Origin of the sequence: Ligilactobacillus agilis (assembly GCF_025311475.1) — a bacterium.
Taxonomy (GTDB): domain Bacteria; phylum Bacillota; class Bacilli; order Lactobacillales; family Lactobacillaceae; genus Ligilactobacillus; species Ligilactobacillus agilis.
Window position 1 is genome coordinate 778954 of the sequence record NZ_CP104397.1, and the last position, 15815, is coordinate 794768.

Sequence of the window (15815 nt, forward strand, 5' to 3'; positions counted from 1 at the left end):
AGGTTGCTTTGTTTTTTATTTGAGCAGGCTTTGTAAATAAGGAACAACATTTTCACCGGCTAAGTCGCCTAACCCGGTAATCCATCTGTACTGGTCATGCTCTTCAAAGTCTAGATTGACATCAGTTTTTGAATCTACCAGTAGGTGGGCGGCATAAACCAGTCTAGTAAACACTAGTTGTCCGTCTAAGTTGCTATCTTCATGGAGAATGTTTTCGAGTTCAATCTCTAATCCAACTTCTTCACGACATTCTCTAATGGCGGCCATTCTTGGTAATTCACCAACCTCGACCCGGCCGCCAGGAATGTCCCAATGAGCAGGGTAAACATTTTTTTGTCCGCGTTTAATCTTATTTCGCCTAATTACTAAGTATTTCCCATGAGCTTTGATGAGACTATGTGCGATTAACCTATTTTCCATGCGCTTTCCCCCGCGTAATTATAAGTGGTAAGTCCATAAATTATCGCACATCTTTTACGGTTTGGCTAGGGTTTAAGCACTAAAAATCCCCTAGGTTAGCGAGTTAACCTAGGGGAATGCCTTAGTCAATTTGCGCTAGCGTAGCTTCCGCTTGACTAAAATCAGCTTGAGGGTATTTACGTTTTAATGCTAGTAACAAAATTCGTTTGGCTAGATTATGATTTCTAGCTAAAATTGGCCCGTGGAAGTATGAACAAAAGGTGTTCTTATAGATTGCACCTTCAGTTTGATCCTGGCCATTATTACCGTGGCCGGTTAAGACTTTACCTAAAGGCCGTTCGCCAGCACCGAGGTAAGTGACCCCGTTATGGTTTTCAAAGCCAACGTAAACTTCACCAGTCTCTTCGTTTTTGATATCAATATCACCGATAAAGCGGTTATGGTCTTGGCTCTTTGTATAGTGAGGTAAGGCTGAGATACCTTCGATTCTCTGACCATTAGCGCCAATATAATACTGGCCTAAAAGCTGATAACCACCACAAATTGCTAAAACGGGGCCGTTATCTTCAATAAAAGAGGTTAGGGCAGCTTTTTTACTCTGAATGTCCTTAGAAACAATCACTTGCTCGTAGTCTTGACCGCCGCCAAACAAGGCTAAATCAAATTTAGTGGGGTCAAAAGTTTGGTCTAGGGAGACCACTTCTGAAGTTAGGGTGACGTTAATTTTTTTAGCGTAATAATTTAAAACTAAAATATTCCCGATGTCTCCGTAAGTGTTCATTAAATCACCGTATAGGTGGGCAACGTGTAATGAGTAAGTCATTATTCCATCCCTCCCTTAATATAACCTTCGCTTGCTAGTAGTTTACGTAACTGTAAGACGGCGGTATAGGTTGCAAGTACATAGACGTGTTTAGTAGGCATCTGTTTAACCTTGGCTAAAACGGCCTCTAATTTAGGCTCTTGGTCAAAGTTTGCCTCAGGTACACCGGCCACGCGCATTCTAAAAGTAATATCTTTATACCGCTCACCCCCGGTTAAAACGGCGGGAATCCGCTCAAACGGTAGGTCTTCGAAGCGACCATCCCAAATCCAGGAGGTGTCAATTCCGTCTGCATAGTTAGCATTTAATAAGACCGCTAAAGAAAAGGGTTCGGGGTCGGTTTTTATCATTTCTAAGACTTGATCAAGCCCGACGGGATTTTTGACTAGGATTAAAGTCAGTTCCTTATCAGCAAGCTTAATAACTTCTTGGCGTCCAAAAACCTTCTCGTCAGGATCGTCTAGGGCGGCTTGAATTAAGTCTGGGCTAACACCTAGGTGAGCTCCAACCGCAAAGGCGGCTAAGGCATTATAGATATTATAGGTCCCACCGATATGAAGCGTAAGCGGCTGGCCGTTTACTTCAAACTTGGAAGCTTGTGGGCTTTGGCTGATTAGCTTAGTAACTTTATAGGTTAACTCGGGCCGTTTAAAACCACAGTTAGGGCAGTAGTACTTACCTAGGTTGCTGTAAGTCAAATTTTTATAGGCCAAGATGCGTTGGCATTTGGGACACAGTAAGCCATCCGTATTGGCAGGGGCCTTTTGGTCGTAATCAGCGTGGTGGTCAAAACCATAGTAGATAACTGGGTTAGGTAACTCAACGCTATTGAAAATAGGGGCATCCCCATTGGCAATGATGGTGGCGTCTGGATGCATCCTCACCCCAGTTAAGATTTTTTCGTAGGTCGTGTAGATTTCACCATAACGGTCCATTTGGTCCCTAAATAAGTTAGTCAGCACAAAGGCGCTTGGTTTAATGTATTGAGAAATAAGGGGAACGTTAGCCTCATCCGTTTCTAGGACGGCTAAATTTTTGCCACTTTTGGCTTTCTTATGGGTCAAAAAGGCAGTTACGATTCCCTGTTTCATATTAGAACCGCTGGGATTAGTCAATAGGTTAGGGTATTTTTGTCTTAGTACCTTAACGGTTAAAGCGGTTGTCAAAGTCTTTCCATTGGTTCCGGTGATAATGACGATTTCATAATCTTTGGCTAAACTTTTTAGTACGTCCGGATCAAGTTGCAGGGTAATTTTTCCGGGTAAGGCAGTTCCGCCGTGCAAAAATTTGTGTAAAAACCAATATGAACTTTTACCAGCACTAATTGCTAGTGAACTTTTGATAGACATAAACATTCCTCATCTTGTTTTAACTTAATATCTAAATGTTAGCACATCTTAATTAATAAGCTAGCAAAAAGTTTTGATTATTAGCTATTTTTAAAAAAGCGGTGTTTCTTAGGGGATTTTTTCTATTTGTATTCACAGAAAGGTTAAGCTATACTAAAAAGGAAAGACTAAATTTGGGATGTGAAAAAAGTGGCACAGCTTTTTTTTCGTTATGGTGCGATGAATAGTGGTAAAACGATTGAGATTTTAAAGGTTGCCCATAACTATGAAGAACAGGACAAACAGGTAATTATATTAACAAGTGGCCTGGATGATCGTGACGAGGTTGGCTATGTTTCAAGTAGGATTGGAATGAAGCGCAAAGCCTTGCCGGTCTTTAGTCAAACTAACATTTATGACGAAGTAATTAAACATAATGCTGATGCAGATTGTATTCTAATTGATGAGGCGCAATTTTTACAAAAGCATCATGTGCTAGAACTGACTAAAATCGTGGATGAATTGGGAATTCCTGTTATGACCTTTGGCTTGAAAAATGATTTCCGTAATGAATTATTTGAGGGGTCAAAATATTTGCTGTTGTATGCCGATAAAATAGAAGAAATGAAAACGATTTGCTGGTTCTGCCAGAAGAAGGCAACGATGAATTTACGGGTGCATAACAATCAGCCAGTCTATGCTGGGGAACAAATTCAAATTGGGGGAAATGAGGCCTATTATCCAGTTTGCCGTCGGCATTATTTTAACCCTGATTTAGAAATGATGAGTAAAGGAGAATAAAATGGATAAATTATTTGACCGGTTACAAATGCTAGAAGACCGCTATGAAGAATTAGGTGAATTATTGTCGGATCCAGAAGTAATCGCTGATACTAAGCGTTTTACAGAACTATCTAAGGAAATGGCCGATTTACGTGAGACGGTTGAAAAGTATAACCAATATAAAGAAGTTAGCCAACGAATTAGCGACGACGAAGAAATGCTTAACGAAGGACTTGACGATGATGAAATGACAGAAATGGTCAAGGCTGAATTGGCTGATTCTAAGGACGAAAAGCAAGCCTTAGAAGAAGAAATCAAGATTTTGTTGATTCCTAAGGACCCTAATGATGATAAAAACATCATCATGGAAATTAGGGGGGCTGCCGGTGGTGACGAAGCCTCCTTATTTGCTAGTGATTTGTTTAATATGTATTCTAAGTATGCAGAACGCCAAGGTTGGTCAATCGAAGTTATCGATCGTAATATGACCGAAGTTGGTGGTTTTAAAGAAGTAGCCATGTTGATTAACGGTAAGAATGTTTACTCTAAGTTGAAATATGAAAGTGGCGCTCACCGGGTCCAACGGGTGCCTGTGACTGAATCAGCTGGACGGGTCCACACGTCAACGGCAACAGTGGTAGTTATGCCTGAAGCAGAAGACGTTGAGATTGAATTAGATCCAAAGGATATTCGGGTCGACGTTTACCGTTCATCCGGTGCTGGTGGACAGCACATCAACAAGACGTCTTCAGCCGTCCGGATGACCCACTTACCAACTGGGATTGTGGTGGCTATGCAAGACCAACGATCACAACAACAGAACCGTGAAAAGGCAATGAAAATCTTAAAGGCCCGGGTTTATGACTACTATGCTTCTCAAGAACAAGATGCCTATGATGAAAACAGAAAGTCAGCCGTTGGGACTGGGGATCGTTCCGAACGAATCAGAACCTATAACTACCCTCAAAACCGGGTGACTGATCACCGGATTGGTCTTTCGCTAAACAAGTTAGACCGGATTATGAACGGTGAGTTAGAGGATGTTATTGACGCCTTAATCCTCTTTGACCAAACTAAGGCCTTGGAGAAATTACAAGATGCCTAAGATGACCTATTTTAAAGCTCAGCAATGGGCTTTTTCTTTTAGTGCGGAGCATGGGTACTTAAAAGAGGATGTCGACTTCTTGTTACTAGGGCAACTGAATTGGACCTTAGCCCAGTTACTGAGTAATTATCAACGTGAGATGCCAGCTACCGCTTGGGAAAAGTTTCAGACTAACGTTAAAAAGATGTGTCAGGGCTACCCGCCCCAATATTTGCTAGGTAGTACCAGTTTTTATGGGCTTAAATTGCAAGTAACTCCGGCGACGTTAATTCCCCGTCCGGACACAGAAGAACTAGTTGATTTTATCCTAACGGATTTGCAAGCTAAAAAAGACTTACGGGTAGCTGACATTGGAACTGGCACAGGGGCGATTGGACTAGCTTTGAAGTCAAAAAAACCAAGTTGGGATGTAAGTTTAACTGATATTTCCGAAGCTGCCTTGGCGGTTGCTAGAAATAATGCCCATGCCTTGGGGTTAGACGTTGAACTGAAACAAGGTGATTTATTAACACCGTTAGTTGGACGCTACGATGTGATTGTGTCTAACCCCCCTTACATTCCTAAACGCGAAGCGGATTTAATGGACGAAAGTGTTAAACGCTATGAACCCGCGTTGGCTTTATTTGCGGCTAAAGATGGTCTAGCAATTTATGAACGTTTGGCTAAAGAAATCCGACCTTACTTGCAGCCTAAGGCGCGTTTATACTTAGAAATAGGTTTTAGCCAGGCTAAGCAAGTACAGGCACTATTTTTACAGGAATTTCCACGGGCACAAGTTACGGTTAAGCAGGATATAACCGGGCATGATCGGATGATTAAAGTAGAATTTTAAAAGAAGGGATCAACATGTTAATTACAAAAATATACCAACCAAGTGAGGTCAAACAAGCTGCAAAAGAATTAACCTTAGGAGAACTAATTGCCTTTCCAACTGAAACGGTTTATGGGTTAGGAGCTGATGCAACTAATGAACAAGCGGTAAAAAGGGTTTATTTAGCTAAGGGCCGTCCTTCCGATAATCCCTTGATTGTGACGGTTGCATCACGCGAAATGGTTAAGAAGTATACCGGTGAACTTCCCGAAGCTGCGGTTAAATTAATGGATAAATTTTGGCCGGGACCGCTGACGATGGTTTTTCCAATTAAAGACGGCAGTTTACCCAAAGCGGTTACTGGGGGCTTAAAGACGGCTGCCTTTCGGTGTCCAGCTAATCAGTTGACGCGGACTTTAATCGCTGAGGCCGGGGTGCCGTTAGTAGGGCCATCTGCTAATTCGTCTGGTAAGCCAAGCCCGACAACTGCTCAACATGTCTACCATGACTTAGAAGGAAGAATTGCCGGGGTCTTAGATGATGGTCCGACTAGTGTAGGGGTCGAATCGACTATTTTAGATATGTCTAGCAAGCAACCTACAATTTTACGGCCGGGAGCAGTCAGTCCGCAAGAAATCGCGGCTGTTTTGGGTCAGGAGGTTATTTCTGATAAACACCATGTAGGTCAAAATGAGGTGCCTAAGGCTCCAGGGATGAAGTATAAGCATTATGCACCGGCAGCCCAAGTGTTGATTGTGGCTCAAGACAAGTGGGATGCCGCCTTGGCTTGGGCAAAAGACCACGCAAATTCAGTTGGGATAATGGCTAGCCCGCAAGTTATTAGCCGGGCGCCTGGTTTGAATACGTATGATTTAGGAGCCGATGTAGTTACTGCCAGTCAGCATTTATTCGCTGGCTTGCGTTACTTTGATGACCAGGCCGAGGTTAAATGGATTTTAGCGCCAGCCTATCCAGAAGAAGGCCTGGGTGAAGCTTACATGAACCGGTTGAAAAAGGCAGCGGGTAATCAATTTTTTGAGGCATAATTAGGGATTTTTAACTGGTAATGTTTAGCGCTATCGGCTAAAATAGTTATGGTTTAAAATTTTTTTGAGGAGTGTTGAACGTGGGAAAATTTGAAGTTTTGGATCATCCTTTAATCCAACATAAGTTGACAATCATTCGGGACAAGAACTGTGGGACGCGTGAATTTCGTCAATGTGTAAATGAAATTGCTGAATTAATGGCTTATGAAGTTTCGCGGGACATGGCTTTAGAAGATGTTGAAATCGAAACCCCAATGGGTAAGACTGTGCAAAAGCGGTTAGCCGGTAAAAAAGTGGTAATTGTTCCCATTTTACGGGCTGGTTTAGGGATGGTTGATGGCATCTTAGAATTAATTCCTGCCGCTAAGGTTGGTCACATCGGAATGTATCGTGATGAAGAAACAATGAAACCACACGAATACTTTGTCAAGATGCCAGATGACTTAGAAAATCGTGAAATGTTTATCGTCGATCCAATGCTTGCAACAGGTGGCTCAGCTATCATGGCCGTAGATGCCTTGAAGAAGCGGGGCGCACGTTCAATTAAGTTTGTTTGTTTAGTGGCCGCTCCAGAAGGGGTCGAAGCTTTACGAGCAGCTCATCCAGATATTGATATCTTTGCAGCCGCTTTGGATGAAAAGCTAAATGAAAATAGTTACATTATCCCTGGCTTAGGGGATGCTGGTGACCGTTTATTCGGGACTAAGTAAGTATCTAAGTTGAGGTTTAAAGCTACAAACCGTACTAGGTTTGTGGCTTTTTTATTTGCTAAAAAATGAAATTTTTTGAAAACGAAACCAAGCTCTTATTTAAGAATGTGGTAATGGTTTCTATTAGTTATTAACTATTATACAGGGCGATGACGGCTAGAATAATATTTTTATAAAGCTAAAGCATATGCTAACTATAATATGTAAATTAAATAAAATATTTACTTATGTTAGGATATAAAAATAGATTATGCTTACTGGAGTAATTGGCTATAAGAAGCCGAATGATGGCTTTTTATGACTGGGATATACAAGTTTAGTTTTTTAATTAATTCTAAATAAAGCCCAATTAATAACCGGTTTACAGCGACAGAAAGCTAATTTTGCCTTTGTATTTTCATTGAAATGGTGGTATTATTTCATTTGTATTCAAGCTTTTCAAACTTGAATCTTTCTATCTTATTTTGGTTGATGTTTAACCATTTTTGACAATTTAGGAAAAGAGGTGAAACCCCGGTGGATGAAAAGACCCAAATCGTGACTTTTCTAGGGATTCCGTTTAACTTGTCCAACATTATTTCAGGAACTGTTGCGGCTATCCTTGTCTTTTGTTTGGTTTTTTGGCTTTCACGTAATATTCAAATGAAGCCAAGTGGGAGACAGAATCTCTTAGAATGGATTATCGATTTTACAAATGGCATTGTAAAAAGTGCGATTCCGGATGAAGCGGGAAAAAGCTATGGCTTGCTAGCATTTACACTATTTGTGTTTATCTTTGTTGCAAACCAGTTGGGCTTGGCAATTGAAGTTTCTTACAATGATTATAACTTTATGAAAAGTCCGACCTCAATGCCAATGACGACAATGACGCTAGCATTTATCGTATTCTTGCTAGCTCATTACATGGGTGTTAAGAAGTTCGGCTTTAAAGGTTACTTTGTGAATACGTTCATGAGTCCAATGAAAGCTTTGTTACCTATTAACATTCTCGAGCAGTTTACTAACTTTATTACCTTGGCGTTACGTCTTTATGGTAATATTTTCGCCGGTGAAATTTTGCTAACCCTGATTTATAAGTTAGCAAAGATTAATGCGTTTGTCTTTATTCCAGCTTCCGTGTTGGAATTAATCTGGCAAGGTTTCTCAGTCTTCATCGGAAGTATCCAAGCCTTTGTTTTCACAACGTTAACAATGGTATACATTTCACAAAAGATTGAAAAAGAATAATGAGGAGGATTCTCAAATGGGTTCATTAACATTAATTGGTGCAGGTTTAGCAGCTGCAGGTGCTGCAATTGGTGCAGGTATCGGTAATGCTTTAGTTATTTCAAAGATGCTTGAAGGTATGGCACGTCAACCTGAATTATCAGGTCAATTACGGACAAACATGTTCATCGGTGTTGGTTTGATCGAAGCTGTTCCTATCATGGCAATTGTTATCTCATTCTTACTTGTGTTCCAATAAACAAAGGACTTGTTTTAAATACTAAAGTAAGGAGGTGTCAATAGATGAATTCAACATTTCTTTTAGGAGCTGCTGAAGAAGGCTTTGCTTGGGGTGACTTCTTATTTTACCTAGTACTATTTATTATTTTGATGGCACTAATTAAGAAGTTTGCTTGGGGACCTGTAACCGAAATGATGGAAAAACGGGCCACTAAGATTGCAACTGATATTGATGCTGCAGAAGAATCACGCAAGAAGGCTGAAGATTTAGCTCAAAAGCGGGAAGAAGCCTTACAAGCTTCACGCACTGAAGCTTCTGAAATTGTTAACCGTGCTAAGCAAAACGGTGAACAACAAAAGGCTACCATCGTTAGTGCGGCTCATGATGAAGTTGTCACAATGAAGGCCAATGCTAAGAAAGATATTCAACAAGAACGTCAAGAAGCATTAGCCAGTGTCAAAAATGATGTGGCTGAATTATCTATTGAAATTGCTTCGAAGATCATTCAAAAAGAATTGAGTGCGGCTGATCAAAAAGCACTAGTAGATTCATACATCGAAGGGTTGGGGAAGCAAAATGGCATTAGATAATCCAACAGTAGCCCGTCGTTATAGCCAAGCCTTGTTTGAAGTTGCTCAAGAAAAAGGGCAATTGAAAGATTTAAGTTTGGAGCTTAATGAGTTAAAGAGGGGTTTACTTGCACAACCACAATTTATGACCTTTATGGCCAGTCCGGCAATTAAACCGGAAGCAAAGCTGGCTATGATAAATGCTATGACTGAGGGAGCATCTGCTTTGACTAAGAATTTAGTCATGATGGCTTATGATTACGGTCGGATTGCAAACCTAGTTGCAATTATTGATGCATTTAATAATTTATACGATGAATATGAAAAAGTAGTAAGGGTTAAGGTCACTACTGCGATTGAATTAGACAAAGAACAAGAAGACAAACTCAGTGATTCATTTGCCAAGCTTGTTGGTGCTAAGAAAGTCATCGTTAATCCGCAAATTGATGAGAGTATCATCGGTGGAGTTGTTTTACAATCGAAAAGCTATATTTATGATGGCTCGATTAAAACAAAGATTGAACGCATTAAGCGGTTATTATTGAAATAAGTAATTTTAAAAGAGGTGAGACTTTTATGAGCATTAAGGCTGAAGAAATCAGTGCTTTAATCAAGCAACAGCTTGCTGGTTATCAAGACCAATTAGAAGTTGCTGAAGTTGGTACTGTAACATACGTTGGTGACGGGATTGCCCGGGCCAACGGGTTGGATAATGCCTTATCTGGTGAATTGCTAGAGTTTGAAAACGGCACATACGGAATGGCTCAAAACTTGGAAGCCAACGATGTCGGGATTGTTATTTTAGGTGCTTATAAAGGTATTCGTGAAGGCGATACTGTTAAGCGGACAGGTCGAATCATGGAAGTCCCAGTTGGGGAAGAATTGATTGGCCGGGTTGTTAACCCATTGGGACAACCAGTGGATGGACTTGGTGAAATTAAGACCACTAAGACCCGTCCTGTTGAAAGAAAGGCACCTGGTGTTATGGAACGGCAATCTGTTGCTGAACCATTACAAACAGGGTTAAAAGCAATCGATGCGTTAGTTCCTATCGGTCGTGGTCAACGTGAATTGGTTATCGGGGACAGAAAGACTGGTAAGACTTCTGTTGCCATCGATACCATCTTAAACCAAAAAGACCAAGATATGATTTGTATTTACGTTGCGATTGGTCAAAAGGAATCTACTGTTAGAACACAGGTAGAAACCTTACGTCGCTACGGAGCAATGGAATACACTATCGTTGTTTCTGCTGGTCCTTCATCTCCTGCACCAATGCTATGGTTAGCACCATATGCAGGGGCTGCCATGGGGGAAGAATTCATGTATAACGGTAAGCACGTTTTGATTGTTTACGATGATTTATCAAAACAAGCCGATGCTTACCGGGAACTTTCCTTGATTTTACGTCGTCCTCCTGGTCGTGAAGCTTACCCTGGGGATGTCTTCTACTTACACTCTCGTTTACTAGAACGGGCAGCTAAGTTAAGTGATGAATTAGGTGGCGGTTCTATGACTGCCTTACCATTTATCGAAACTAAGGCCGGGGACGTTTCTGCCTACATTCCAACTAACGTTATCTCAATTACCGATGGACAAATCTTCTTGAATAGTGATAGTTTCTACTCAGGAATTCGGCCCGCAATTGATGCCGGGACATCTGTTTCCCGGGTTGGTGGGGCAGCGCAAATTAAGGCAATGAAGAAAGTTGCCGGGACCTTACGTTTGGACCTTGCTTCTTATCGTGAATTGGAATCATTTGCACAATTTGGTTCTGACTTGGATGAAGCAACTCAAGGTAAGTTAAACCGTGGTCGGCGGACAGTGGAAGTTTTGAAGCAACCACTTCACAAACCACTTCCAGTTGAAAAGCAAGTTGTAATTTTATACGCCTTAACACACGGTTTCTTAGATACTGTGGCTGTGGACGATATTTTACCATTCCAAGACCAACTCTTTGATTTCTTTGATGCTAACCATCAAGATTTACTTGCTGAAATCAAGACTAGTGGTCAGTTACCTGATACAGCTAAGCTTGATGCCGCTATCAAAGATTTTGCACAAACATTTCAAGCTAGTGCTAAATAGAAAGGGTGGTGAGAGCTGATGCCAGCTTCTTTGCAAGAAGTTAAACGTCGAATCGAATCAACTAAAAAGACCGGGCAAATTACCGGAGCCATGCAGATGGTCTCAACAGCTAAATTGAGTCAAATTCAAAAGCACGCTGTCAGTTACCAGGTCTATGCACAAAAGATTCGTAGTGTCATCACTCATTTGGCTAAGTCTCACCTATTAGACTCTGCTGCAACCGGCGAGAGTGAGACTAGTCAAGATGGCAAAATCAATACTTTGGGAATGTTAAAGCAACGTCCCGTCAAAAAAACAGGGGTTGTGGTTATCACTTCTGACCGTGGCTTAGTGGGCAGTTATAACAGCAATGTTATTAAGCAAACGATGTCATTGGTTAATAGTGAAGAACGCAACAAGGATAACGTAGTTATTCTAGCAATCGGTGGTACTGGTGCTGATTTCTTTAAGAAACGTGGCTATGAAGTAGGTTACGAATACCGGGGAGTAAAGGATATTCCAACTTTCCGGGAGGTACGGCCAATCGTTAATGCAATCGTTACAATGTATAGTAATGGTCAATACGATGAGTTGTATGTTTGCTATAACCACTTTGTTAACACCTTAACATCTGCCTTTCGTGCAGAAAAGATGTTACCAATTTCTGCTGAAAACATGGGGAGCGATGATTTTAATACTCCTGATGAAAATGGCTTGATGGCAGATTATGAAACGGAACCTTCACAAGATGCAATTTTAGAGGTAGTGTTACCTCAATATGCTGAAAGTTTGGTTTACGGGGCAATTTTAGATGCGAAAACATCGGAACATGCTTCTAGTTCAACGGCCATGAAGTCTGCTACTGATAACGCTAAGGATTTAATTGCAAGTTTAGAGTTGCAATATAACCGGGCGCGTCAAAGTGCAATTACGACAGAAATCACAGAAATTACTGGTGCACAGGCTGCCTTAGAATAAGAATAACAGGAGGAATTTAACGAAATGAGTCTTGGTAAAGTAGTTCAAATTATCGGACCTGTTGTCGATGTACAATTCCCTCTTAACGAAGCTTTACCCGACATTAACAACGCCTTACATGTTAAGCGTGAAGATGGCTCTGTCTTGGTCATCGAAGTTACGCTTGAATTAGGTGACGGTGTTATGAGAACAATCGCCATGGATTCAACTGACGGGCTTCAACGTGGAGCCAAAGTTGTTGATACTGGCGCACCAATTAGTGTTCCTGTTGGGGAAGATACTTTAGGACGGGTATTTAATGTTTTAGGTGAAACCATCGATAATGGCGAAGAATTTGCAGAAGATCACCGGCGTGATCCAATCCACCGTGATGCTCCTGCCTATGATCAATTAAATACAAGTACAGAAATCCTTGAAACTGGGATTAAGGTTATTGACTTACTTGCCCCTTACATTAAGGGTGGTAAGATTGGGTTATTCGGGGGTGCCGGTGTTGGTAAGACCGTTTTGATCCAAGAGTTGATTCACAACATTGCCCAAGAACACAACGGGATTTCAGTGTTCACTGGTGTTGGTGAACGGACCCGTGAAGGTAATGACTTGTACTTTGAAATGAAAGAATCTGGCGTTTTAGAAAAAACAGCTATGGTATTCGGACAAATGAATGAGCCTCCTGGAGCCCGGATGCGGGTTGCCTTAACAGGGTTGACAATTGCGGAATACTTCCGTGATGTTGAAGGTCAAGATGTGCTCTTGTTCATTGATAACATTTTCCGGTTTACTCAAGCCGGGTCAGAAGTTTCTGCCCTTTTAGGTCGGATTCCTTCTGCCGTAGGTTACCAACCAACTTTGGCAACTGAAATGGGTCAATTGCAAGAACGGATTACATCAACTAAGAAGGGTTCAGTTACATCTATTCAAGCGGTTTATGTTCCTGCCGATGACTACACTGACCCTGCGCCTGCAACTACATTCGCCCACTTGGATGCAACCACTAACTTGGAACGTGCCTTGACTCAACAAGGTATTTACCCAGCCGTGGATCCATTGGCTTCTACTTCTAGTGCCCTTTCTCCAGAAATTGTTGGGGAAGAACACTATCAAGTTGCAACCGAAGTTCAACATATCTTGCAACGTTACCGTGAATTACAAGATATTATCTCTATCTTAGGGATGGATGAACTTTCTGATGAAGAAAAAGTTATCGTTGCTCGGGCTCGGAGAATCCAATTCTTCTTGTCACAAAGCTTCAACGTTGCTGAACAATTTACTGGTTTGCCAGGTTCATATGTTCCAGTTGAACAAACGGTTAAGGGCTTCAAAGAAATCTTAGAAGGTAAGTACGATGACCTTCCAGAAGAAGCTTTCCGTTTAGTTGGACCAATCGAAGATGTAGTTGAAAAAGCCAAGAAATTAGCAAACCAATAAAGGGGGTAGCGTAAGATGGATGCTAAATCTGTTATTACCGTAAATATCGTTACACCCGATGGCAGTGTTTATGATGCGACTACAGACCTAGTTGTTTGCAAGACAACGGTTGGTGAAATTGGGATTATGCCCAACCACATTCCAACTTTAGCTGCCCTTGCGATTGATAGGGTTCGTGTTCGTAAAGGTGAAGAAAAGTTTGATGAAATCGCCGTTAGCGGGGGTTTTATGGAATTTTCCGATAACACTTTATCGATTGTGGCTTCAGCTGCAGAAAAAAGTGAAGATATTGATACTAACCGTGCACAACGGGCTAAGGAACGCGCTGAAAAGCGGATTGCACAAGCTAAGGAAAGTCACAATGTTGACGAACTGAAGCGGGCGGAAGTTTCCTTGCGTCGTGCTGTTAACCGGATTAGTATTTCTAGTCATAGATAGTTAGCTAAAAGGCATTGACCTTCCGGGTCGATGCCTTTTTTACTAAAGTTTAAGTCTTTACTTAAATTAGAAAATTTTAGTGACTAAAAGTAAAGTTTATGCTATGATTATCACGAATTCTTAACGAGGTAATGTTATGCAATATTATGGATATTTGGCGCTAATTACATTAGTGAGCCACTTTATTTTTATAACGTTAGCCTTTATGGGGTTTCAATCATTAAGGTTAGATCGTTACATTACACCAGAACGTCAAGGTAAATTTAAATTGGTCATAGTAATGCTATCCGTAGCAGTTGGTTTTGGTTGTAGTGAATTTTTCTTGAATTTTATTGATAGCGCACGCAACCTAGTCTACCTCATTAGCTAGATTGGCTGTCGGTAAATTTTAATTACAAAAAGCTGTAAAAGCCAGTATTAGTGCTGTGTTAATGGAGGAATTATCTTGGAAAAAATTATTGTTCGTGGTGGTCGTAGGTTGGAAGGCGAAGTAGAAATAGAAGGGGCTAAGAATGCGGTGTTGCCTATTTTAGCGGCTGCAATTCTTCCAACCAAGGGACGGACTGTGTTAACAAACGTACCTATTTTGTCTGATGTGTATACGATGAATAACGTTATTCGCTTTTTGAACGTAGAAGTTGGCATGGATGAGGCAAGTAAAACAATTGAACTTGATGCAACCGGTAAACTATCTTATGAAGCACCCTTTAAGTATGTTTCTAAAATGCGGGCTTCAATCGTAGTCTTGGGTCCACTTTTGGCACGGCTAAATCATGCCAAGGTTGCAATGCCCGGTGGTTGTGCAATTGGTTCGCGCCCAATTGATTTGCACTTAAAAGGCTTAGAAGCTCTAGGTGCTAAGATAAAACGGCATGATGGCTACATTGAGGCCAGCACAGATGGTTTAGTGGGGGCCAATATCTACCTTGATTTTCCAAGTGTTGGGGCTACGCAAAATATTATGATGGCCGCCACCTTGGCTAAGGGAACCACTGTAATCGAAAATGTTGCCCGTGAACCTGAGATTGTTGATTTGGCTAACATTTTAAATAAAATGGGGGCTAATGTAAAAGGCGCCGGAACAGAAACCATCAAGATTGTAGGGGTAGATGAGCTTCACGGAACTGAGCATGCAATTATTCAGGATCGGATTGAAGCAGGAACCTTCATGGTGGCAGCGGCTTTGACTAAGGGAAATGTACTTATCAAGGATGCCATCGCTGAACACAACATCCCGTTAATTTCTAAATTAGAAGAAATGGGTGTTACCGTTAAAGAAGAGGCAAGGGGAATCAGAATTATTGGCCCGGATAAGTTAAAGCCAGTAGTAGTGAAAACCTTGCCACACCCAGGGTTCCCAACGGACATGCAACCGCAGGTGTCCATTCTTCAGTTGGCTGCTAGTGGCACGAGTCTATTAACAGAAACAGTCTTTGAAAATCGCTTTATGCACTTAGAAGAACTGAGACGGATGAACGCTGACTTTAAGGTGGAGGGAAATACGGTTATCTTGTATGGACCAACTGACTTCAATGGTGCTGAAGTGGCTGCAACTGATTTACGGGCAGCTGCAGCTTTGATTTTAGCCGGCTTAGTGGCAAGAAACATTACCCAAGTAACCCACCTTCAATACTTAGACCGGGGCTACTATCACTTCCACCAAAAGCTAGCAGCTTTAGGGGCCGAAATTAAACGGATAAATGATGTTACTGGTGATGTAGAGTACCGGTTACAACGTGATTTGATTAAGTAAAAAAAACAGGTGTCTAACCACTGAAATAAGGCAAGTTCAGTGGTTAAACACCTTTTTGATTGACTTTTCAAGCGGTATTGGTTCATGTTATAATACTTTCGATGCATAA

At 41.3% G+C, this 15815-nt stretch carries 18 protein-coding genes; 15 read left to right on the forward strand and 3 right to left on the reverse strand.

What is annotated here, in order from left to right:
* Nucleotides 1-15 precede the first annotated feature (15 nt).
* The 3 genes from N4597_RS03885 to N4597_RS03895 all read right to left on the reverse strand — a co-directional run bounded on the left by N4597_RS03885 (nt 16) and on the right by N4597_RS03895 (nt 2592).
* Nucleotides 16-420: an NUDIX hydrolase gene (locus N4597_RS03885; protein WP_172579916.1), complete on the reverse strand. Its 405-nt coding sequence runs from the start codon at nt 418-420 to the stop codon at nt 16-18.
* 121 nt (nt 421-541) lie between these two features.
* Nucleotides 542-1243, reverse strand: coding sequence for a type 1 glutamine amidotransferase (locus N4597_RS03890; protein WP_172573370.1), 702 nt, complete (start codon nt 1241-1243; stop codon nt 542-544).
* A complete protein-coding gene (locus N4597_RS03895) occupies nt 1243-2592 on the reverse strand; it encodes a Mur ligase family protein (RefSeq protein WP_260904732.1) in 1350 nt (449 codons plus the stop codon). The genes N4597_RS03890 and N4597_RS03895 overlap by 1 nt, the downstream gene beginning before the upstream one ends.
* A gap of 189 nt (nt 2593-2781) precedes the next feature.
* Here N4597_RS03895 and N4597_RS03900 point away from each other — a divergent pair, with 189 nt between their 5' ends.
* The 15 genes from N4597_RS03900 to murA all read left to right on the forward strand — a co-directional run bounded on the left by N4597_RS03900 (nt 2782) and on the right by murA (nt 15706).
* Nucleotides 2782-3372: a thymidine kinase gene (locus tag N4597_RS03900; protein ID WP_172584355.1), complete on the forward strand. Its 591-nt coding sequence runs from the start codon at nt 2782-2784 to the stop codon at nt 3370-3372.
* Nucleotide 3373: 1 nt separating this feature from the next.
* A complete protein-coding gene (gene prfA, locus N4597_RS03905; RefSeq protein WP_260904735.1) occupies nt 3374-4459 on the forward strand; it encodes a peptide chain release factor 1 in 1086 nt (361 codons plus the stop codon).
* Entirely contained in the window at nt 4452-5291 is an 840-nt protein-coding gene (prmC, locus tag N4597_RS03910) for a peptide chain release factor N(5)-glutamine methyltransferase (RefSeq protein WP_260904737.1), read from the forward strand. Before prfA ends, prmC begins: the two co-directional genes overlap by 8 nt.
* 14 nt (nt 5292-5305) lie before the next feature.
* Nucleotides 5306-6316: an L-threonylcarbamoyladenylate synthase gene (locus tag N4597_RS03915; protein ID WP_170091548.1), complete on the forward strand. Its 1011-nt coding sequence runs from the start codon at nt 5306-5308 to the stop codon at nt 6314-6316.
* A gap of 80 nt (nt 6317-6396) precedes the next feature.
* A complete protein-coding gene (upp, locus tag N4597_RS03920; RefSeq protein WP_050611985.1) occupies nt 6397-7026 on the forward strand; it encodes a uracil phosphoribosyltransferase in 630 nt (209 codons plus the stop codon).
* A 516-nt stretch (nt 7027-7542) separates the two neighbouring features.
* A complete protein-coding gene (gene atpB / locus N4597_RS03925; protein ID WP_089145204.1) occupies nt 7543-8253 on the forward strand; it encodes a F0F1 ATP synthase subunit A in 711 nt (236 codons plus the stop codon).
* A 16-nt stretch (nt 8254-8269) separates the two neighbouring features.
* Nucleotides 8270-8491, forward strand: coding sequence for a F0F1 ATP synthase subunit C (atpE, locus tag N4597_RS03930; RefSeq protein WP_089145203.1), 222 nt, complete (start codon nt 8270-8272; stop codon nt 8489-8491).
* A gap of 44 nt (nt 8492-8535) precedes the next feature.
* Complete coding sequence (gene atpF, locus N4597_RS03935) at nt 8536-9063, forward strand: F0F1 ATP synthase subunit B (RefSeq protein WP_056976583.1); 528 nt, start codon at nt 8536-8538, stop codon at nt 9061-9063.
* Nucleotides 9050-9592, forward strand: coding sequence for an ATP synthase F1 subunit delta (gene atpH / locus N4597_RS03940; RefSeq protein ID WP_260904743.1), 543 nt, complete (start codon nt 9050-9052; stop codon nt 9590-9592). The genes atpF and atpH overlap by 14 nt, the downstream gene beginning before the upstream one ends.
* Before the next feature lie 26 nt (nt 9593-9618).
* Entirely contained in the window at nt 9619-11130 is a 1512-nt protein-coding gene (atpA, locus tag N4597_RS03945; RefSeq protein WP_089145201.1) for a F0F1 ATP synthase subunit alpha, read from the forward strand.
* An 18-nt stretch (nt 11131-11148) separates the two neighbouring features.
* The gene (locus tag N4597_RS03950) at nt 11149-12087 is read left to right on the forward strand and encodes a F0F1 ATP synthase subunit gamma (RefSeq protein WP_089145200.1); all 939 of its coding nucleotides are present in this window, start codon (nt 11149-11151) and stop codon (nt 12085-12087) included.
* 24 nt (nt 12088-12111) lie between these two features.
* Nucleotides 12112-13515 carry a F0F1 ATP synthase subunit beta gene (gene atpD / locus N4597_RS03955; RefSeq protein ID WP_260904747.1) on the forward strand — a complete coding sequence of 468 codons (1404 nt, stop codon included), beginning with the start codon at nt 12112-12114 and terminating at the stop codon, nt 13513-13515.
* A 15-nt stretch (nt 13516-13530) separates the two neighbouring features.
* Entirely contained in the window at nt 13531-13953 is a 423-nt protein-coding gene (locus tag N4597_RS03960; RefSeq protein ID WP_089145199.1) for a F0F1 ATP synthase subunit epsilon, read from the forward strand.
* A 136-nt stretch (nt 13954-14089) separates the two neighbouring features.
* The gene (locus N4597_RS03965) at nt 14090-14323 is read left to right on the forward strand and encodes a DUF1146 family protein (RefSeq protein WP_050611997.1); all 234 of its coding nucleotides are present in this window, start codon (nt 14090-14092) and stop codon (nt 14321-14323) included.
* 75 nt (nt 14324-14398) lie between these two features.
* Nucleotides 14399-15706, forward strand: a complete 1308-nt coding sequence (gene murA / locus N4597_RS03970) for a UDP-N-acetylglucosamine 1-carboxyvinyltransferase (protein ID WP_056976589.1) — start codon at nt 14399-14401, stop codon at nt 15704-15706.
* Nucleotides 15707-15815 lie beyond the last annotated feature (109 nt).

Bases quoted from the DNA above. Each gene is read 5' to 3' on its own strand.
- N4597_RS03885 (WP_172579916.1), bottom strand. From the start codon at position 420: ATGGAAAATAGGTTAATCGCACATAGTCTCATCAAAGCTCATGGGAAA.
- N4597_RS03890 (WP_172573370.1), bottom strand. From the start codon at position 1,243: ATGACTTACTCATTACACGTTGCCCACCTATACGGTGATTTAATGAAC.
- N4597_RS03895 (WP_260904732.1), bottom strand. From the start codon at position 2,592: ATGTCTATCAAAAGTTCACTAGCAATTAGTGCTGGTAAAAGTTCATAT.
- prfA (WP_260904735.1), top strand. From the start codon at position 3,374: ATGGATAAATTATTTGACCGGTTACAAATGCTAGAAGACCGCTATGAA.
- prmC (WP_260904737.1), top strand. From the start codon at position 4,452: ATGCCTAAGATGACCTATTTTAAAGCTCAGCAATGGGCTTTTTCTTTT.
- N4597_RS03915 (WP_170091548.1), top strand. From the start codon at position 5,306: ATGTTAATTACAAAAATATACCAACCAAGTGAGGTCAAACAAGCTGCA.
- atpE (WP_089145203.1), top strand. From the start codon at position 8,270: ATGGGTTCATTAACATTAATTGGTGCAGGTTTAGCAGCTGCAGGTGCT.
- atpF (WP_056976583.1), top strand. From the start codon at position 8,536: ATGAATTCAACATTTCTTTTAGGAGCTGCTGAAGAAGGCTTTGCTTGG.
- atpH (WP_260904743.1), top strand. From the start codon at position 9,050: ATGGCATTAGATAATCCAACAGTAGCCCGTCGTTATAGCCAAGCCTTG.
- atpA (WP_089145201.1), top strand. From the start codon at position 9,619: ATGAGCATTAAGGCTGAAGAAATCAGTGCTTTAATCAAGCAACAGCTT.
- N4597_RS03950 (WP_089145200.1), top strand. From the start codon at position 11,149: ATGCCAGCTTCTTTGCAAGAAGTTAAACGTCGAATCGAATCAACTAAA.
- atpD (WP_260904747.1), top strand. From the start codon at position 12,112: ATGAGTCTTGGTAAAGTAGTTCAAATTATCGGACCTGTTGTCGATGTA.
- N4597_RS03960 (WP_089145199.1), top strand. From the start codon at position 13,531: ATGGATGCTAAATCTGTTATTACCGTAAATATCGTTACACCCGATGGC.
- N4597_RS03965 (WP_050611997.1), top strand. From the start codon at position 14,090: ATGCAATATTATGGATATTTGGCGCTAATTACATTAGTGAGCCACTTT.